Raw genomic sequence first — 17,648 nt, 5'->3', positions numbered from 1 at the left:
TCTGATGATGATTAAAGGGTATGTTGCTCTAAGCATTATTAATTATTGCTTAGAGCGATATACCCTTTTCTTTTCTGTAGTGTGTTGTACAGGGAAGACATTAATATCTCGGCCACGGTCGTTCTCAGTTTGATGGACTACGTGGGGATAGAGCATCATCACGCGTTTGACGTATTGCTGGGTTTCTGGGTAGGGCGGAATGCCGCGATAGCGATCGACTTTGCCTTCTCCAGCGTTATAACTCGCAGCCACCAGCGCGACATTACCTTGATAACGATCTAGTAACCAGCGCAAATAGCGCACGCCGCCTTTGACATTCTGACTGACATTAAACACATCTTTGACATTAAAACGTTCAGCCGTATCGGGAATGAGTTGCATGACGCCCATGGCCGATTTGGGCGAAACGGCGGTGGAATTGAGGCCTGATTCCACTTTGGCAATCGTGAGCGCAAAGTTTGGATCAACGCCGTGCCAGCTGGCGATTTTACTGATGATTTTGGCCACGAGTTTTTGATTCGCGCTGAGCATTTTGCTATTCATCGGCGGCAAAGAGGGCGCATGTTCGGGATCGACTTCCGCTTGAACACAGGCAGGCAGGCGGTGCGCGCTAATGCGGATGGTTTCGAGCATTTTTTGCGATTCGTAATGGCCTTGCTCAGCGGCAATCGAAAATAAAGTCGCCGCCGCCGCGCGATCTTCGGGTACGCCCAGACCAAACGCGTACAGCATTGCCAAGCGATATTGCGCTTCGGTAATGCCATGTCGCGCTGCGCGGCAATACAGCGCGGCGGCAGCCCAAGGATTACGCGTTTCTTGCTTGGCCGCACTGGCCAGACGCGCCGACCAGACCGCGCTTTCATCAACTGGCGTTGGCGTGGTGCTAAGGGCAAGTACGCTGAAGAACTCGGCCAACATGGCGGTTTTCCTAATGGCTGATAGCCGACTTTCAGCATAGGCTCAATTGGAATAGGTGGACATTTAGCCTGATTAAAGGCTAAAGGCAACAATAATTACACAACTCAAAAAGCCGTAAAAACATCAATTCGTCATTCCGGCGAAAGTCGGAATCCAGCTGCAATGGTGATTTTCGCTGTGCTTTGGATATCGGTCTGCGCCGGTATGACGATCTAATGCTTTTGAGTTTTTGTGTAGATAATGCTTAAAAGGACAGTAATGACGGTACACGTACGCTTGATGCCGGCCGCAAACGGCGGACAGATTGGGATTTTGGCTTTGTCGGCGCCGGAGCGAATTAATGCGCAAAACCTGAGCATGGTGCGGCAAATGACGCAGGCTTTGCAGCAATGGCAAAGCCGTGCTGATGTCGTCGCGGTGGTGTTGATCGGTGCTGGCGAGCGCGGATTTTGTGCGGGCGGTGATTTGAAAGCCCTGTATTACGCAATGACGCAGCCGGGGCAAATTGCTGAAGGTGAGGCGTTTTTTGCCGAAGAGTACGCGCTGTGCCAGATGATTCGTGATTTTTCCACGCCGGTGCTGGCATGGGGACATGGCATTGTGATGGGTGGCGGTTGGGGCTTATTTGCCGCTGCTAGTCATTGCGTGGTGACTGAGTCGAGCAAATTGGCGATGCCAGAAACCGCGATTGGCCTGTTTCCAGATGTCGCTGCCAGTCGCTGGCTGCCAAGTTTGGCGGGATGCGGCCAATTTTTGGCGCTGTCGGGCGCGGCGATTAATGCGGCTGATGCGCTGTTGACGGGCGCAGCACACTGGGCTTTGCCCGATGCATCGCGGCATGCGGTGATTGAGCAATTAACGGCTTTACCGTGGACTGGGCAGCTTAGTGATCACGCGCTGCTGAGTGATTTTTTGCAGCATCAACTGCCTGTGTCCCATTTAGCCGCTGGCCATTTAGCGCCGCATCTGGCGCTATTACAAGATCGCCACGGTTCATCTTTGCAGGAAACGCTGTCTGAGTTGGGCGATTTAGCTGGATCAAATGATCCTTGGCTGGCGCATGCTGCTGAGCGCATCAAGAAAGCATCGCCAACCTCATTATGGCTGGCTTGGACTTTGCAAACGCAATGTGCTGAGCTGAGTTTTGTAGAAACCGTACAGCTAGAAACGCAGGTCAGTGCAGCCTGTTTGCGCTATGGCGATTTTACTGCAGGGATTTATTCGACCTTATTTGATCGCAGTAAAGCCCACGCGTGGCAGCAGACTTCAGTGGCTCATTTGGATATGTCACAATTACGTAGTGTATTTCTAATGCTCTTTAACTGAATATTTTCGAAAGCAGGAAACTTTTTTGCTTTGCCAGCCTCTTAGCTGGTGATACAGTACCAGCACGAATCAATCTGGAGGTTCACCATGCAATTTAATAACTTCAATAATGCAACGACGTATAACAGCGGCGCGCTGTCGGCGGAGCGTAATCAAGTTTTACGTAATACTTATTTCTTATTGGCATTGACGATGTTGCCAACGGCAGCGGGCGCTTTGCTCGGTATGTCGCTTAATTTCCGCGTTAGCGGCTTTATGGGCTTTGGTCTGTTTATGTTGGTGAGTTTTGGCGCGTTTTACGCGATTGAAAAAACCAAAGAAAGCAGCGCTGGCGTGTTTATCTTGTTGGCGTGGACTGGTTTTATGGGCTTGTGGCTCAGCCAAATCCTGCAATCGGCAATGAAATTTAGTAATGGCGCAGAAATGATTGGCATGGCCGCAATTGGCACTGCCGCGATCTTCTTTACTTTGGCGACGATTGCTACCGTAACGAAAAAAGACTTTTCCTTTATGGGTAAATTCTTGTTCATCGGCATGGTTGTGGTGTTGTTGGCTGCAGTAGCCAATATTTTCTTTGCGATCCCTGCTTTGTCATTGACGATTTCTGCCGCAGTTCTGATGATTTTCTCTGCCTACATCTTGTACGATGTAAGCCGTATTGTGAATGGTGGTGAAACCAATTACATCAGCGCTACTTTGAGCCTGTACTTAAATATCTATAATGTATTTGTAAGCTTGCTCAATATCATCATGGCATTTACTGGCAATAGCCGTGACTAAGCTGGATGATCTTCGCAAAAACGCCACCTGCACGGTGGCGTTTTTTTATGCTTATTTACACGCTATCGCACGATATACTCCTTGGTATTGTAAACAACGGTATCGCAATACCGTGGAGGAGATCGTCGTGAGAATGAATTTATCAAAATGCTTGAGTGTGTTGGCGCTGTCTGCGCCGAGTGTGTTGCTGCCAACGTCTGCATTGGCGGCTGAAAAACTGATTTCCTACTTACCAACGTGGCGCGACGCTGCCGTGGTCGCCAAAGTCGGGCCGCAACTCGCCAAACTTAATTTCGGCATTTTGTCGTTTATTGAAGTCGGTGCTGATGGTACGGCGTTTATTCCAGCGTCGACCAAGGCCGGTGCCGATTTATGGAAAGCGCAGTTTGCCAACGTCAGAAAAACCAATCCGCAGTTTAATTGCATGTGGGCGATTGGCGGTTGGACTGGCTCGCGCAATATCGCAAAAGCGGCGCGCACCGAAGTGGGGCGTAATAAGCTAGTTCAATCCGCAATTGGCATTATGCGCGATTCGCAATGCGTGGGCTTGGATCTGGATTGGGAGCATCCCGTCACCGGTGGTGATTATGCCGCCGATGCGTCGCCAGCAGATTTGCAAAACTGGGTGAGCCTATTGCGCGATTTGCGTAATGGTTTGGATGCTGCAGGCAAGGCGGATAAAAAAACGTATTTCTTGACCGTCGCCGTGCCCGCCAATAACGGTGGTTGGGTGATGGGCGGGTATGACATGAAGTCGGCGTTACCATTGCTCGATTGGGTGAATTTGATGGCGTATGACCGCGCTGGCAGTTGGAGCAAAACATCGACCTTGCAAGCCAGTTTGCATGCCGTGCCGGGCGATCCTGATGGTCAGGTTTTATCAAGCAGCAAAGCGGTTGAGTATTTCCTAGCCCAAGGTGCGAAACCGGCCCAGTTAGTGCTGGGCGTGCCATTTTATGTGCGCGGCCTAGGTAATGTGGCAGCAGGTGAAAAAGGCGATGGCTTGGGGCAAGCAATGAATGGTGCGGGCTTAAAAGACGAAGCCGAGCAGGGCGTGGCAATGTGGGGTGATTTCCAAACGCGTTATGCCAAAGCGAGTGGTTGGAAAGCCTATCGGAGTAAAGAAGCTGGCAACGCACCTTATCTATATCACGCGGGCAAAAAAGAATTGCTGACTTTTGATGATCCGATCTCGCTGGCTGAAAAAGTGAAATACGTTAAAGACAATAAGCTTGGTGGCGTGATGATTTGGGAAATTACGCAGGATGATGCCGATTTCACCTTGCTCAATAGCTTGAGTCAAAGCCTGTACCCGAAAAAATAAGCGACGTTGCAGTTGATCAATGAATGGGTGGGCGCAAGCCTGCCCATTTTCAGTTTTGCAGACCGAATCCCAAGCGCTGTTGTCAATTCGGTTTCTCAGCCTAGCCAGCCTGCGTCAGCTCCAATATGATAGGGCGATGAATCCATTAATGACTTACTGGCAAGCCTTTAAAACTGGGGCGCTGGACACTTTACCGCTGCAAATGGGCGTTGCGCCGTTTGGGCTGATTTTTGGCACGCTGGCTGCGCCGGCTGGCTTGTCGCCGTGGGCGACGTTGGCGATGTCGGTGTTTGTTTACGCCGGTTCCAGCCAGTTTTTGGCGCTCAGTTTGCTCGCGGCGGGCGCGGCGCTGCCGGTGATTGTATTTACAACCCTGATCGTCAATCTGCGCCACGCGCTGTACAGCGCCACTTTGCAGCTGCCGTTTGCGCATCTGCCTTTTCTGCGCCGCGCCGCTTTGGCGTTTTTTCTGACCGACGAAACTTTTGCCGTGGTGCAAAGTGCATCTAGCCGCCAGATTGTGCCGCTGGACGCCGTGATGTTCGGCTCAGGTTTCGTTAATTTCACGACGTGGGTGAGCTTTACCGCGATTGGCATTGTGCTGGGGCAGAATATTCCTGAGTTGCAACATTGGGGCTTGGAATTTGCGATGGTCGCGACGTTCACGGGCATCGTCGTGCCGCTACTGATTACGCGTTCGCAAGTAGCCTGTGCGATTGTTGCGGGTGTGACCGCCTTGCTGGCGCATGGTTTGCCGTACAAACTAGGTTTGCTGCTGGCGGTGTTCTGCGGGGTATTGGCCGCTATGCATCTAAAGGAAAAGGCTTGATGGATATACTGACGAGTTTATTATTGCTGCTGGGTATGGCGCTGGTGACCTACGGTCTGCGCGTATCGTTTTTTCTGCCCGGCGTCGGCGAGCGTTTTCCGCCCAAACTACGCCAAGCCGCAGCGTATGTACCGGTCGCCGTATTAACGGCGATTATCGTGCCGGAAATCTTTATCCCGCACCACGAATGGCAATGGCTCAGTCCACAACTTGCTGGCGCTATCAGCACTGGCATCATCGTTTGGCGCAGCAAAAAATTGATGCTAGGCATCTTTGTGGGCATGGCGGTGTATTACGCCTTCCGGCTGCTGTAAAAGCGGGGATCACGAAAGGCACGAAAGTAATTCAAAAAACACGAAATAGGACTACCCCCATTCAGCAACAAAGGTATCGCGGAAATTCCTTAACCATTCCAGTCGATCTTCACCGAGTTGCCTACCCGCCACCGTATTCATTGTTGGCGGTAAAGTCGCTAATTTAACTTCAATGTGATCGAGTGCGTAGCGCTTGTCATCCATTTCGCGCTGCAAAGCCATTGGGTCGCTTGGATGCGCCAAGCTGCTTTCCATTCGACCTGCCGTGTAAAACAGCCGCGCCAAACCGACAGCGCCTAAAGCATCGAGTCGATCGGCATCTTGCACGATTTGCGCTTCGATAGACTGCGCTAAAATCCCCGCAGAAAAGCTATGCGCTTCAATCGCGTGCGCGACTGCGCTTAATTTATCGCTTGGAAAGTCGATTAAATCGAGCGCTGCACAAGCTTTGACCGCAGCTTGGCGAGAGGCCAAGTGTCGCTGTGGATCGTTCTTTGATAAGTTGACCAGATCATGCAAATAGCAAGCCGCAAGAACGACCAGCGCATCGGCTTCGGCATGTTCCTTAAGTAGGACATGTGCTGTATTCCAGACGCGATGCAAATGATTCAAATCATGCGCACCATCCTCCATCGAATTGGCTGTTGCAATATTGATGAGGCGTGATTGCCAGTTTTTGATTTCGCGATTGATTGGTGTTGGGGTTGTCATGTGAACTGCTCGTTGGGTTGAGTATAAAAATTAAGCTAAATTTCTTAATTTCAAATTTTAATAGTTGGCTTCTCAGTGCGTAGTGTGGGTTAATCTCAGTCATAGACTGCAAATTGATTAAACTAATCCCGCCAGTATGGCTTTATAACTGCAATGAGAATTTATCTGTGTCAGAGCATAACCTACCTGAATTTAAAGAAAAATTTGTCGCATTTGTTGATATTCTTGGTTTCAAGGATCTGGTCAAAAATTCCGAGTCTGGTAATGGCTTAACTTTGAATCAAATACTTGAGCTGCTCAAAAACTTTGGAGCTAAAAATGAGAGACAGATGTATGGCTCTTATGGCCCATCCATATGTCCAAATAGTCAACGAATAAAAGATGATCTCGACTTTCAATTGTTACAAATATCTGATTGTGTTGTGATCTCTACAGAAATATCTCCAGCAGGGGCAATTAATTTAATTAATTTCTGTTGGAACATTTCAATGAAGTTCTTGCAATCTGGACTTTTGTGTAGAGGTCATATTACGCGCGGTCTCATTTATCATTCTGATGAACAGTTTATTGGTACAGCTTATCAGAATGCATGCGATGCTGAGTCAAAGGTGGCATTATTTCAACGTGACTCAAATGATACTGGTACTCCTTTTATCGAGATTGATAAGATTTTTAGTCAGTATGTTAAGGATATTGACGATCCTTGCATAAATAAAATGTTTCATCGTATGACTAGAAGTGATGGGGATGGCATTGCGATTTTTCCTTTTCAAAGCTTGCAACATAGCTTTAGCTTTGGAGGATCTGGAAGTGTTTTTAATGCAGATAGTGAGCGTGAAGCAAATGAAAATATTAGGAAGTGGATTCAAACTATAAAGGAAAAAGTAATTTTTTTCTCTAACCCTTCAAATCCACGGGCTATGCGAAAAATTGAACATTATATTGCGGTGCTGGATGAACAACTAGCTGTATGTGATGAAGCAGATGAGATTATTAATCGCATGAGTTAGTTTAAGGCTTTTTAAATATTTCTGTGTTAGATCGTCGCTTAGTCTTCGCAAGTTTAGCACTAAGTTATAAAAGCTTAATATTTTCAGCTTTTTAGTTTTTTCGGCCTTGTTCGTGCCTTTCGTGATCCAAGTTTTTGACTTTATAAATCCGCCGGTATTTGCGGCATAAATGCGCCGCTGCCAATAATTCCCCACGCCATCCAGCCAGCAATCAGTGCGTAAATAATTCGCGGTAGCCATGCGGCGAATTGGGTGGCGGTGTGTTCTAAATTGGCGCTGAGCTGTGCTGCGACGCGTTGTAGCATTTCGGGCAATGTGCCGCTGCTTTCTCCTGTTTTAACCATCGCGATCAGCGTTTCATCCGCCAGCCATGGCACGAAGGTCAGCGCTTCGGTGAGGCTTTGCCCGCGCTGTAATTGCCGCAATAGCGGCTTGCACTGCGCTTCTAAACAGGCGCTGTGGATCGTCGATTGGGCGATGGGGATCGCTTCAAACATCGATACGCCTGCATGCAGTAGCAGCGCCAAACTATCGACAAAATCACGCTGTTTGCTGCGTAAATACCAAGCGCCAAATAAGGGCAATTGCAAAATCGTGCTTGCCATGCTGGATGAGGTATCGCGCTCAAAGGTATTGAATACGCCTTTCCCCAGCATATACGTTACTGCAATCAATATGAGCGGCATCAATACGCCGAATAAATAGCCGCCCACGCTCAGTGTACCCATGATGAGCGCGGGTAGTGGGTTGATGAGTAAACCCAGCAGCAGCATCAAGGCAGGTAGTGCTAATTTGGCGCGGATTTGTTTGGCTAAACGCGCGTGTAGCGCGGCTTGCTCGGCCAGACGCGTATACGTGGCGGCTGGGCTACCGGCTTGGCAGGCGGCGGCAATCAGCGCGGTTTCTAGTGAGTTAAAAATCCCCGCTTGCGCGCCAGCTTGGGCAATGGTTTTGCCGCGAGTGAGCGCTTTGCGCATTGCGGCTAGATGGGTTTGATAGCGCTGGGGCAAGTTGATAGTGGCCAGAGCATGGTCGGTCGGCAGACCGGCGCGCTCTAAAGTTGCCAACTGCGAAAACAGCTCGGCGCGAACTTGCCAAGGGAGTGAGGATTTACTTTTCATAGGCATGAGTATTGCTGATGTGCGTCGCAAAGGCGAGCGTGAGCCACATCTAAAATCAAAAACGGTTGTCCACGAAAGGCACGAAAAGACACGAAAGAAAACCAAGGCGAATATTGCTTTTAAATTTTGCCTTTTTTCGTGCCTTTCGTGTTTTTCGTGGACTAAGCCGTTTTAGATTTTTCTTTCAGGATTGACATTTTTAGGCGGCTGGGTTGCAATACGGGCTTGAACGACAAGAGAGGCGCCTTGCCCAGGTCGTATCACCGCAGAGTTCAAGCTCTGAGTGTATTAAAAACAAAAGTCCTCACACTGCATTGCTTCGTCTCGCCGTACGTTTTGTACTGTCTTCGACTTTGCGCTTTGTGTGAGAATTTTTGTATGTTTATTACGCCAGCGGTGCTACTAGGGGGAGCAAGGCCGAAGCGGAATGGGGCTTGAATCCATTTTGCTGGTTACAGAGGCTGAATCCTCTGGACTGTCAGTAGCCACACCGGCCGCTGGAGTGCTCTTGGTAATGATTTCCCCTAGGCCAGCCTTTTGCTGCCGCGTCATTACCGCACTTTTCCTCTCTCCAATCGTCTTTAAATTGGAGAACTGCATGACTTCTGTACTGCCCCCTCAAAATATCACCTTGTGGACTGCGATTATTACGCCGATGCTGGCTGACGGCGCAATCGACTTTGCAACGTTTACTTTGCTGCTGCGCGAACAAGAATCTGCGGGCAATGGCGTGGTGTTGCTTGGCTCAACCGGTGAAGGCAGCAATCTCAGCGTCGCCGAGCGCCAAGATGTTGTGCAGCACGCCTGTAGTTTGAATTTGGACATCCCTTTGATGGTTGGCGTGGGCGGCTTGGATTTGCCTAGCCAGCTTGAATGGTTGGCTTTCTGCGAAACGCAGCCAATCTCTAGTTATTTGCTGGTGACGCCGATTTACGCCAAACCCGGCGCGAATGGCCAGCGCCGCTGGTTTGAGGCTTTACTGAATGCCGTTAGCAAACCTTGCATGCTGTACAACATCCCATCGCGCGCGGGTGTGCCTTTGGCGGAAGGTGCGATTGCTGGCTTGCTCGGTCACGCCAATTTTTGGGCGGTGAAAGAGTCTGGCGGTAATGCGGCACGGTTTGCTGAACTGAAAGCAGCGTATCCGCAAATCGCTTGGTATTCGGGTGACGACGTTTTGTTCGCCGAACACGCAGCTTTAGGAGCGGCGGGTTTGGTATCGGTCGCCAGCAATGTATGGCCACAGCAAGTGGCGAGCTGGGTGCAACGTGGTTTGGCAGGTGTTGCGATTGGCGACGCGCTGCGCTTGGCTGCGGAAACGCTATTCATTGCGCCAAGCCCAATCCCCACCAAAGCCATCATGCATCACCAAGGCCGCATTGCATCGAACGAATTACGCCTGCCGCTGTGCGCCGAAGATTTGGCGTCGCTGGCGCCGATTTTGGCTAAAGATCAGGAAATCGCTGCGCTGGTTTAATTCTTCAGTAATGGGTATTGCTACCTGGGCTTTATTTTATAATGGCTAAGTGGCAATACAGTATGTAAGTATGTTTTATTAAAAACTGCCCCAATTTTTCCAGACAAAAATAAACCCGCAAACGCGGGTTTATTAGTTTTTGGCGATTTAAACTGCTGTTTCGTCGAGTTCTGGCAGCGCGACTTTATTGTCGGTGCTGAATTGGTAGTCTTTAAACACATGCTCGGCGGTGAGCAATTGATAGCGGCCATCTGGCAAGCGATTGGTGGTGTCTTTCAAACGGTAGGTGTAATGGCCGCAAGTCCAGCAATCAAAGTTACGCATGTGCGTACACAAACAGGTTTTCTCGAAAACGTGAATTTCAGAGATTTTTTTCGCTGTTGGGTTTTCTTCGATGACTTTGTTGTAGGCATTGATATACGCGCAGCCGCCGTTGGCATCGAGCAAATAACCGTAGGCTTCGCAATTTGGACGAATGCCTGAGCCAATCGCTGGCGTGTTTTTCAACATGCGCATTGGATAGCCCGTTGGCGAGATTTGATTCACTTCGATCAAATCTTCATCGGCTTTGTAATATTCTTGCTTCACATCATTGGGCAGGCCGCATTCTTTAGTCACGGTAAAGCGCGTCGCAACTTGCACGCCGCCGCAGCCCATTTCCAAGAATTTCACCGCATCCGAGCCAGTAAATACGCCACCTGCAGCGATCACTGGCATATTGTCGTAGCCTTGCTCTTTGATCCAAGCAACCACTTCGGCGACGATGTCTTCTAACTTGTAGTCGGCCCAGTCCATACCAAAGCCCAAGTGACCGCCAGCAAGCGGGCCTTCGACGACAACGTAATCAGGGAGGCGATTGGTGCGGGCTGATTTTTTGATGAATAGCTGTAGTGCGCGAACTGAGGAAACAATAATTCCTAGCTTGGCTTCATGGAAACGCGGATGGTCTTGAATCAGTGCAAACGAGCCTAAATGCAAGCCAGCGGCGAGCGTAATGCCGTCGATACCCGCATCGAGCGCTGCGTTCATGCGCACGCGGATGGTTTCTTTCGGGCCGTTCATCGTCAACTTTTCCATACAGTTGATGAAGATCAGGCCATCGCCTTGCTTGCGCGTCATTGTCGCTTCAACGTGTAAACGCGTGGCTTCTTCAAGCTGTTTTAAGTCGAACTGCACCACCGCTTTGTCGGAATTAGCAACGTTGAATTTGTATTGTTTGAGTTTATCTTTAACGTATTTGGTGTTGTAGCGGCGATCGGTAACGGTATTAATCATCGCATCGGAAATATGCCCAATACCGCCTAAGCGGCAGGCTTCGAGTGCCAAGTCGGCTGTAGAAATATCTACGCCCATCCCGCCGATCATAATCGGTACATATTCTTTTTGATCTGCTTCTTTGCCAAATTTCAGACGAAAATCATCAACACGCTTCATTAGATTAATCCGTTCATAAGCCCGCTGCACACGGGCTCAATGATGAGTAAATTTTGAATGGCGAATGATAACGTGGAAATAGGGGCTCTGGCTTGCTTGAATGATGACAATGCGCAATAAATTGCAATTGTCACGGTGGTATTTTTGGTATTTCTTTCTAAATTGACTTAATTTAGCGTGTATTTATTTCTATTTTAGTCAGTATTTGCAGCAGGTTTTCCTTGGCGAACTAAATCCATTTAGAATGCTGGGCTGGATTGCCAAGGAATTTTTAATGACAGAAATCAGCTTATTTGCACAATTAGCCGCTGAGCTGACAGAGCGTAAAGCGGCGTCTTTATATCGTACACGGCGCGTGTTGGAATCGGCTCAAGGCGCACGCGTGACGGTGGCGGGGCGCGAATTACTTAATTTTTGCAGCAACGATTATTTGGGTTTGGCGAATCACCCCGCCATCGTTGCCGCCGCGCAAGCGGGTGCGGCGCGCTGGGGCGTGGGCAGCGGCGCTTCGCATTTGGTGGCGGGGCATTTTGCGGTCGAGCAAGAGCTTGAAGAGCGCCTTGCAGCGTGGGCGGGAAAACCCGCTGCGATCACTTTATCGACTGGCTATATGGCTAATCTGGCCGTTGTCACGGGTTTGGTCGGTCGTGGTGATGCGGTGTTTGCCGATAAAACCAATCACGCGTCGCTCAATGATGCGATGGCTTTGTCGCGCGCGGATGTAAAACGCTTCCCGCATAGCGATGTGGCGGCCTTAGAACGACTACTCGCCGCCAGTAGCGCCAAACGCAAACTGATTATCGTCGACGCGGTGTTTAGTATGGATGGCGACATCGCGCCGCTGGCCCAAATGCTGGCGCTGGCTGAAGCCTATGACGCCATGCTCTATATCGACGACGCGCATGGCTTTGGCGTGCTGGGCGAGGGGCGGGGCACGTTAGTGGAGCTGGGTTTAGCGTCGCCACGGATTATTTATATGGCGACTTTGGGCAAGGCCGCTGGCGTAGCAGGGGCGTATATCGCTGCAGAGCAAGTCGTGATTGACTATCTGATCAATACGGCCAAGCCGTATATCTATACAACGGCTGCACCGCCGATGATTGCAGCGGCGATGCACGCGAGTTTGGACGTCATTGAGACGGACATTGCGCGGCGCGATACTTTGCATCGTCATATCGCGTATTTCCGCGAAACGCTGGCGGGTCGCTGCGAATTACTGCCCTCACGCACGGCGATTCAGCCGATTATTCTGCCTGATGTTGAAACCGCTGTTGCCATTTCGCAAGCGCTATTTGATGCCGGATTCTGGGTCGCCGCAATCCGCCCGCCAACGGTGCCAACGCCGCGCTTGCGGGTGATTTTGACTGCGGCGCATACGGAGGCAGAGGTGGCTGCGCTGTGTGAAATCCTATTAAAAATTTTAAAAGGTAGTTAATAGGTATTGCTATCTGGCTATTGCTTTATTTGGCTTCAATGGCAATACCTATTAATAAATCGTAATAAGCCGCAAAGGTCGCAATGAAAACACTGAATCTCATTGGCCCTGGACGGCTGGGGAAAAGCTTGGCGCGTTTGGCGCTGAATTCTGGGCAATACCAAATGGGCGGTGTGTTGGCACACTCGGAAAATCGCGCCAATGAAGGTGTGGTTTTTATTGGTGCTGGGCGAGCTTGTGCGTCGATGCGTGATTTGCCCGCTGCGGATTTGTGGCTGATTGCCGTGCCAGATACCGCAATTGCTAGCGTGGCCGCAGATTTGGCCGCAGAAAATCTGCTGAATGCAGGCAATGTTGTTTTCCACGCCAGCGGCGCGCTAGAAGCGAAAATCCTCGCACCCATGCAAGCGCAAGGCGCATTGATTGCAAGCTTGCATCCGGCATTTTCTTTTGCCGACCCAGCGCGTGCGGTCGCGACTTTTGTGGGTACGCCCTGCGCGATTGAAGGCGATGCGCTCGCTTGTGAGCAGCTCAATCAATTTGCGCATGCCATCGGCGGCGCACCGTTTGCACTGGCTGAAGGCGGAAAAATCGCTTATCACGCCGCGCTATCGATGGCGGCGAATTACCTCGTGACGCTGGCCGATCTCTCTTTACAAACCGCACAGCAGGCAGGTATTGCCCCCGAGATGGCGAATCAATTGGTGTTGGGGCTGATGCAGCAGACATTAAGTAATATTCAAGCCCTCGGTACGGCCAATGCTTTGACCGGGCCGATTGTGCGCGGCGATGCGGCGACCGTTGCTAAGCATTTGTCGGTGTTGCCTGAATCACAGCAAGCGGCGTATCGCGCTCTGGGCTTGGCGACGGTGACTTTGGCGGGTGAGCGTTTAAGCGATCCGGCGGCTTTGAATCGCCTACTTCATCGAGGTATTTAATGTATATCGGTCAATTAGCTAAACTGAGCGGCGCTAGTCCCAAGGCGATTCGGCACTATGAAAGCTTGGGTTTGTTGGGGGACGTCGTGCGGCTGGGGGTTTACCGAGTCTATCGCCAGCAAGACGTGCAAGTGGTGCAATGGATTAAGCAGGCGCAAAGCTTGGGCTTTCGTCTGTCTGAATTGGGCAAAGTGTTTAAGCAAGACGCCGATGGCCAATTGGATTGGCAGGAGATGAATCGGCAAATTGAGCATAAACGCACGGCAGTTCATCAAGAAATTGTGCGTTTGCAAACGCTGGAAGCGTGTTTACAGGCGATGCACAGCGAAATAAATGAATGTTTATCAGGCGCGCCTTTGGCCGCCGAGCCAACACCAGAGCAGGCCAAGTTTTACGCCTTTTGCGCCGCAGATGAAAGCCCTTGACTCTGTCCTTAGGGGCAGACTTAGGCTAATGCTTTTTGACGCGAGGGCGCATGATGAGCAAAAAAGTATTGGTGATTCTGGGGCATTCTTTAGACGATAGTTTTTGCGGAGCGCTGAGTGCGCAATATGCGGCGAGCGCTGAGGCCGCTGGGCATCAGGTTCAGGTGTTGAAGCTGGGTGATTTGCAGTTCGATCCGATTTTACGCCATGGGTATCGGCAGATTCAGCCCTTGGAGGCTGATTTGACTCAAGCGCAGGCACAAATTGAATGGGCTGAGCATATTGCCTTGGTTTACCCGGTTTGGTGGGGCGCTGCGCCAGCGCTGCTGAAAGGTTTTATTGATCGCATTTTTGTGCCGGGATTCGCGTTCAAATACCAAGAAGATTCCAGTTTCCAAGTCAAATTACTCAAGGGGCGCAGTGCGCATCTACTGGTCACGATGGACACGCCACCGTGGTATTACCGCTGGGTGTATCGTTTGTCGGTCTTGCGGCAAATGCGCAAAACCACGTTGGAATTTTGCGGGATTAAGGTGACAAAATCGGCCGTTTTTGGCCCTGTAATCAGTGCGCAACCTGCGCATAGATCAGCTTGGCTGGCGCAGACCAGCGCTTTGGCGACACGGATTTAAGCTTGTTTAGCGCTGTAACCCGAAAGCCAAGCGAAAAGTTTTTGGGCTGTGGCGCAAATCCACCGCGCGAGGCGGTAAACTTCGACTCCGTTTTGAATGTTGGCTGGAACAATAATGTGGATTGAAACGCGTGGCCGTGGGCCGGATTTGGTGTTATTGCACGGCTGGGCGATGAATAGCACGGTGTGGAATGGTATTGCGGATGAATTAGCGCAGGATTATTGCGTGCATTTGGTCGATTTGCCGGGGCACGGCGCGTCAATTGTAACTGACGCGCTCAGTCTGCAAATGATGGTCGATGCCATGGATGCGGCGTTTCCGTATCCGGTGCAAATCATCGGCTGGTCACTCGGTGGCGCGGTGGCGGCGCAGTGGGCAATCCAGCAGCCAGAAAAAGTAAAATCCTTGACCTTGGTCGCTTCTAGCCCGTGTTTTATGCAACGGACCGATTGGCGTTCGGCGATGCCGGCGACGGTGTTGGCGCAATTTGCTGAACAATTGCAGTTAGATTGGCAAGGTACATTAAAGCGTTTTATTAGTTTGCAAGCGATGGGTGATGCCAGCGCGCGCGCGGTGACCAAAGAACTACTCGCCGATTTATTCAAGCATGGCGAACCGAGTATTACGGCGCTGAGCGAGGGCTTGGCGATTTTGCGCGATACTGATTTGCGCGATCAAATTAGCCAAATTACTTGCCCCGTCTTATTACAATATGGCGATAGAGATACATTAACGCCGCTGCCAACTGGGCATTGGCTGAAATCACAATTGAGCGATGTGGAATTGATCGTGCATCAAGGCGCAGCGCACGCGCCGTTCTTGTCGCATCGGGCGGATTTCTTGGCGGCACAATTGAAATTTCTGGCAAGTAATTAGGGGTATGTTGTCGTAGCCCTTTTTGATTAAGGTTTTTAACTATATACGCCTATTTTATAAATAAAAAAAGCCACCGAAATCGGTGGCTTTTTTAATGCTTGGATATCAATTTTATTTTTGCGTTGCGAAGATTTTTTCGATTTCTTCTTTTGGAATAGCGCCGGAGACGATTTGGCCGTCAGCAAAAATCAGCGCTGGCGTGCCATTGATACCGAGTGACTCACCGAGTTTAATGCTGCGAGCCACTGGATTGTCACACTGGGTCTTGCCGCCTGTTGGCAAATTACCTTGATGCATAAAGTCTTGCCATGCTTTGGTGCGATCTTCGGCGCACCAGATTAGCTCAGATTTACGCGCTGCATCGGGATGCAAGCCTGCGAGTGGCATTAGGAAAGTGTGGATGGTGACGTTGTCGATCCCTGCCAAGCTCTGTTGCTCAAGGCGCTTGCAGAATGGGCAGTCTGGATCAGAAAATACCACCAGTTGACGCTTACCTGTGCCGCGAACTTCTTTGATTGCGTCGGCAAAGGGTAGCTTGGCAAAGTCAGTTTTATTTAGCTCAGCCATACGTGCTTCGGTCAGGCTTTTTTTCGTGCCCACATTGACCATATCACCGACCACAACGTATTCGCCTTTGGCATCGGAATACACAATATGGCGTTTACCCAGTACCACTTCATACAGGCCTTTGATCGGCGTTTCACGTACTGAATCAACTGGCTGGCCGAGTTTTTTGGCTAAAGTGGCTTTTAGTTCTTTTGGCGGCGCATCGGCATTCGCGCTGCATGCGGTCATTGCGATCATGCCAGCAGCAATCAGGGTACGTGTGAAGTGTTTCATGATGATCCTTATTTTTAATCGTTTAATTTGATTCGTTTTGTTCATGAGTCCATGGCATGGCGGATGAGCTGCCGTTTAATCCATGGTAATGCATCGGTAAAGCCCAGCCCGAAATTGCGCAGGCTTTTTAAAATCGGGTTTTGGTTATTAAATAATTGCTGAAGACCATCGCAAACCGTTTGCATCAGTAAGACCGATTCGCGGCGGGCGCGTTCGTATCGCCTTAAGACCAAGAGGTCGCCAATTCGTTCCGGATGCGTTTTTGTCAGTAAGTTGGCCAATTCTGCCACATCGCCAAAACCAAGGTTAACGCCTTGACCAGCGAGCGGGTGGACGGTGTGAGCGGCGTCACCAACGAGCGCTAGGCGTGTTTTAACGCAGGTTTCGATTTGCATGAGCTTGAGCGGGAAGGCCGCTGGCGGCGTGACTAATTTCAGCTCGCCCAAGGCACGATGACCCGCAGCTGCAACCTGCTCAGCCAGTAGCTCGGGCTTTAGCCCGAGTAATTCGTCTTTTTGGCTTTCGTCGCACGACCAAACCATCGACATTTGTTGCTGTGGTAACGGTAGCCACGCCAAAATACCATCGGTTTTAAACCATTGCTGCGCCGCGCCGTAGTGCGGTTTCTCGCAGGAAAAGTTCGCGACGACGCCAAATTGTGCGTACGGTTTACTGTGCGCTTCAATCTGCATTTGGCGGCGCACCCAAGAATTCGCACCGTCAGCACCAATCACCAAACGTGCGCGAAGTTCACGGCTATCACTCAGCGTTAGCGTTGCCGCATCGTGGTCGATGGCGAGTGATTCGGGTTCTGCCGGCGTGATGATTTGTACATTGGCGCTGTCGGCCAGCGCCAGCCACAGTGCGCGTTGCAGTTCGCGGTTTTCAACGATGTAGGCCAGCTCGTCCACGCCGCTTTCTAGCGCGTTAAATTCCAGCTTGGCGTTGGGCGCATCGCCGCGAATTTTCATGCTTGTGATCGGTGAGAGTCGTTCAGTACGCACGCGTTCCCATGCACCGATCTTCGTGAGTAGTTTTCGGCTGGCGCGGCTAATCGCGTAGACGCGCTGATCCCAGCTGGCCAAATCAAAATCCAGCGCAGGCTCGCGCCCTTCGAGCAAAATAATCGATAGCGAGGTGTTTTTGAGTGCCAAGGCCAGCGCCGCGCCCACCAAGCCGCCACCCACAATAATCAAATCAGCGTCGTAATTCTTCATGGGGGATGAGTTTATCACCCCTTCATATTGTTGCAAGGCGA

General features: G+C 50.6%; 18 protein-coding genes and 1 riboswitch. Of the genes, 12 read left to right on the top strand and 6 right to left on the bottom strand.

Going from position 1 to position 17,648, the window contains the following annotated elements; genetic code table 11:
- Nucleotides 1-42 precede the first annotated feature (42 nt).
- Nucleotides 43-918, bottom strand: coding sequence for a lytic transglycosylase domain-containing protein (locus tag Q320_RS19445; RefSeq protein ID WP_084282574.1), 876 nt, complete (start codon nt 916-918; stop codon nt 43-45).
- A 258-nt stretch (nt 919-1,176) separates the two neighbouring features.
- Here Q320_RS19445 and Q320_RS19440 point away from each other — a divergent pair, with 258 nt between their 5' ends.
- The 5 genes from Q320_RS19440 (at nt 1,177) to Q320_RS0110270 (ending at nt 5,491) form a co-directional block, all read left to right on the top strand.
- Complete coding sequence (locus Q320_RS19440; protein WP_051534655.1) at nt 1,177-2,244, top strand: enoyl-CoA hydratase/isomerase family protein; 1,068 nt, start codon at nt 1,177-1,179, stop codon at nt 2,242-2,244.
- Nucleotides 2,245-2,331: 87 nt separating this feature from the next.
- Complete coding sequence (locus Q320_RS19435; RefSeq protein ID WP_035853445.1) at nt 2,332-3,024, top strand: Bax inhibitor-1/YccA family protein; 693 nt, start codon at nt 2,332-2,334, stop codon at nt 3,022-3,024.
- Nucleotides 3,025-3,157: 133 nt separating this feature from the next.
- The gene (locus Q320_RS0110280) at nt 3,158-4,348 is read left to right on the top strand and encodes a glycoside hydrolase family 18 protein (protein WP_027468929.1); all 1,191 of its coding nucleotides are present in this window, start codon (nt 3,158-3,160) and stop codon (nt 4,346-4,348) included.
- 136 nt (nt 4,349-4,484) lie between these two features.
- A complete protein-coding gene (locus tag Q320_RS0110275; RefSeq protein ID WP_245590995.1) occupies nt 4,485-5,177 on the top strand; it encodes an AzlC family ABC transporter permease in 693 nt (230 codons plus the stop codon).
- The gene (locus Q320_RS0110270; protein ID WP_051534654.1) at nt 5,177-5,491 is read left to right on the top strand and encodes an AzlD domain-containing protein; all 315 of its coding nucleotides are present in this window, start codon (nt 5,177-5,179) and stop codon (nt 5,489-5,491) included. Before Q320_RS0110275 ends, Q320_RS0110270 begins: the two co-directional genes overlap by 1 nt.
- A 51-nt stretch (nt 5,492-5,542) precedes the next feature.
- On the opposite strand, the gene Q320_RS0110265 is transcribed toward Q320_RS0110270, so the two are convergent.
- Nucleotides 5,543-6,202, bottom strand: a complete 660-nt coding sequence (locus Q320_RS0110265; protein ID WP_084282571.1) for an HD domain-containing protein — start codon at nt 6,200-6,202, stop codon at nt 5,543-5,545.
- 167 nt (nt 6,203-6,369) lie between these two features.
- On the opposite strand from Q320_RS0110265, the gene Q320_RS0110260 reads away from it, so the two are divergent.
- Nucleotides 6,370-7,212: a hypothetical protein gene (locus Q320_RS0110260; protein WP_027468925.1), complete on the top strand. Its 843-nt coding sequence runs from the start codon at nt 6,370-6,372 to the stop codon at nt 7,210-7,212.
- A 140-nt stretch (nt 7,213-7,352) separates the two neighbouring features.
- On the opposite strand, the gene Q320_RS0110255 is transcribed toward Q320_RS0110260, so the two are convergent.
- Nucleotides 7,353-8,339, bottom strand: coding sequence for a type II secretion system F family protein (locus Q320_RS0110255; protein ID WP_084282569.1), 987 nt, complete (start codon nt 8,337-8,339; stop codon nt 7,353-7,355).
- A 377-nt stretch (nt 8,340-8,716) separates the two neighbouring features.
- Nucleotides 8,717-8,849: riboswitch (Lysine riboswitch) on the top strand.
- Nucleotides 8,850-8,931: 82 nt separating this feature from the next.
- Here Q320_RS0110255 and dapA point away from each other — a divergent pair.
- Nucleotides 8,932-9,810, top strand: coding sequence for a 4-hydroxy-tetrahydrodipicolinate synthase (gene dapA / locus Q320_RS0110245; protein WP_027468922.1), 879 nt, complete (start codon nt 8,932-8,934; stop codon nt 9,808-9,810).
- A 147-nt stretch (nt 9,811-9,957) separates the two neighbouring features.
- Here the strand turns inward: dapA and Q320_RS0110240 are convergent, their stop codons facing one another.
- Nucleotides 9,958-11,244, bottom strand: coding sequence for a nitronate monooxygenase (locus Q320_RS0110240; protein WP_027468921.1), 1,287 nt, complete (start codon nt 11,242-11,244; stop codon nt 9,958-9,960).
- Between the two features lie 274 nt (nt 11,245-11,518).
- Between Q320_RS0110240 and bioF the strand changes: the two genes are divergently transcribed.
- The 5 genes from bioF (at nt 11,519) to bioH (ending at nt 15,550) form a co-directional block, all read left to right on the top strand.
- Nucleotides 11,519-12,679 (top strand): 8-amino-7-oxononanoate synthase, encoded by a 1,161-nt coding sequence (gene bioF / locus Q320_RS0110235; protein WP_035853556.1) that lies wholly within the window; start codon nt 11,519-11,521, stop codon nt 12,677-12,679.
- An 83-nt stretch (nt 12,680-12,762) separates the two neighbouring features.
- Entirely contained in the window at nt 12,763-13,617 is an 855-nt protein-coding gene (locus Q320_RS0110230) for a Rossmann-like and DUF2520 domain-containing protein (RefSeq protein ID WP_027468919.1), read from the top strand.
- Complete coding sequence (locus Q320_RS19430) at nt 13,617-14,042, top strand: MerR family transcriptional regulator (RefSeq protein ID WP_051534653.1); 426 nt, start codon at nt 13,617-13,619, stop codon at nt 14,040-14,042. The genes Q320_RS0110230 and Q320_RS19430 overlap by 1 nt, the downstream gene beginning before the upstream one ends.
- A 50-nt stretch (nt 14,043-14,092) precedes the next feature.
- Nucleotides 14,093-14,674, top strand: a complete 582-nt coding sequence (locus Q320_RS0110220) for an NAD(P)H-dependent oxidoreductase (protein ID WP_027468918.1) — start codon at nt 14,093-14,095, stop codon at nt 14,672-14,674.
- Nucleotides 14,675-14,788: 114 nt separating this feature from the next.
- Complete coding sequence (bioH, locus tag Q320_RS0110215; RefSeq protein ID WP_035853443.1) at nt 14,789-15,550, top strand: pimeloyl-ACP methyl ester esterase BioH; 762 nt, start codon at nt 14,789-14,791, stop codon at nt 15,548-15,550.
- Nucleotides 15,551-15,661: 111 nt separating this feature from the next.
- Here bioH and Q320_RS0110210 read toward each other — a convergent pair whose 3' ends face one another.
- Together Q320_RS0110210 and Q320_RS0110205 are read right to left on the bottom strand one after the other, a co-directional pair.
- Nucleotides 15,662-16,390, bottom strand: a complete 729-nt coding sequence (locus Q320_RS0110210) for a DsbC family protein (protein WP_035853442.1) — start codon at nt 16,388-16,390, stop codon at nt 15,662-15,664.
- A gap of 41 nt (nt 16,391-16,431) precedes the next feature.
- Nucleotides 16,432-17,607 carry a UbiH/UbiF family hydroxylase gene (locus Q320_RS0110205; protein ID WP_027468915.1) on the bottom strand — a complete coding sequence of 392 codons (1,176 nt, stop codon included), beginning with the start codon at nt 17,605-17,607 and terminating at the stop codon, nt 16,432-16,434.
- Nucleotides 17,608-17,648: the final 41 nt, after the last annotated feature.

The organism is Deefgea rivuli DSM 18356 (genome assembly GCF_000620145.1).
Classification (GTDB): Bacteria; Pseudomonadota; Gammaproteobacteria; order Burkholderiales; family Chitinibacteraceae; genus Deefgea; species Deefgea rivuli.
Note: the sequence above shows the minus strand (reverse complement) of the source record. Positions and strands in the feature narration are given on the sequence as shown.

Excerpts from the sequence above, each read along its gene's own strand:
- Q320_RS0110255 (WP_084282569.1), bottom strand. The coding sequence starts at position 8,339 with ATGCCTATGAAAAGTAAATCCTCACTCCCTTGGCAAGTTCGCGCCGAG.
- Q320_RS0110270 (WP_051534654.1), top strand. The coding sequence starts at position 5,177 with ATGGATATACTGACGAGTTTATTATTGCTGCTGGGTATGGCGCTGGTG.
- bioF (WP_035853556.1), top strand. The coding sequence starts at position 11,519 with ATGACAGAAATCAGCTTATTTGCACAATTAGCCGCTGAGCTGACAGAG.
- bioH (WP_035853443.1), top strand. The coding sequence starts at position 14,789 with ATGTGGATTGAAACGCGTGGCCGTGGGCCGGATTTGGTGTTATTGCAC.
- Q320_RS0110280 (WP_027468929.1), top strand. The coding sequence starts at position 3,158 with ATGAATTTATCAAAATGCTTGAGTGTGTTGGCGCTGTCTGCGCCGAGT.
- dapA (WP_027468922.1), top strand. The coding sequence starts at position 8,932 with ATGACTTCTGTACTGCCCCCTCAAAATATCACCTTGTGGACTGCGATT.
- Q320_RS0110205 (WP_027468915.1), bottom strand. The coding sequence starts at position 17,607 with ATGAAGAATTACGACGCTGATTTGATTATTGTGGGTGGCGGCTTGGTG.
- Q320_RS19435 (WP_035853445.1), top strand. The coding sequence starts at position 2,332 with ATGCAATTTAATAACTTCAATAATGCAACGACGTATAACAGCGGCGCG.
- Q320_RS0110265 (WP_084282571.1), bottom strand. The coding sequence starts at position 6,202 with ATGACAACCCCAACACCAATCAATCGCGAAATCAAAAACTGGCAATCA.
- Q320_RS0110240 (WP_027468921.1), bottom strand. The coding sequence starts at position 11,244 with ATGAAGCGTGTTGATGATTTTCGTCTGAAATTTGGCAAAGAAGCAGAT.
- Q320_RS0110220 (WP_027468918.1), top strand. The coding sequence starts at position 14,093 with ATGATGAGCAAAAAAGTATTGGTGATTCTGGGGCATTCTTTAGACGAT.
- Q320_RS19430 (WP_051534653.1), top strand. The coding sequence starts at position 13,617 with ATGTATATCGGTCAATTAGCTAAACTGAGCGGCGCTAGTCCCAAGGCG.
- Q320_RS19445 (WP_084282574.1), bottom strand. The coding sequence starts at position 918 with ATGTTGGCCGAGTTCTTCAGCGTACTTGCCCTTAGCACCACGCCAACG.
- Q320_RS0110230 (WP_027468919.1), top strand. The coding sequence starts at position 12,763 with ATGAAAACACTGAATCTCATTGGCCCTGGACGGCTGGGGAAAAGCTTG.
- Q320_RS19440 (WP_051534655.1), top strand. The coding sequence starts at position 1,177 with ATGACGGTACACGTACGCTTGATGCCGGCCGCAAACGGCGGACAGATT.
- Q320_RS0110210 (WP_035853442.1), bottom strand. The coding sequence starts at position 16,390 with ATGAAACACTTCACACGTACCCTGATTGCTGCTGGCATGATCGCAATG.
- Q320_RS0110275 (WP_245590995.1), top strand. The coding sequence starts at position 4,485 with ATGAATCCATTAATGACTTACTGGCAAGCCTTTAAAACTGGGGCGCTG.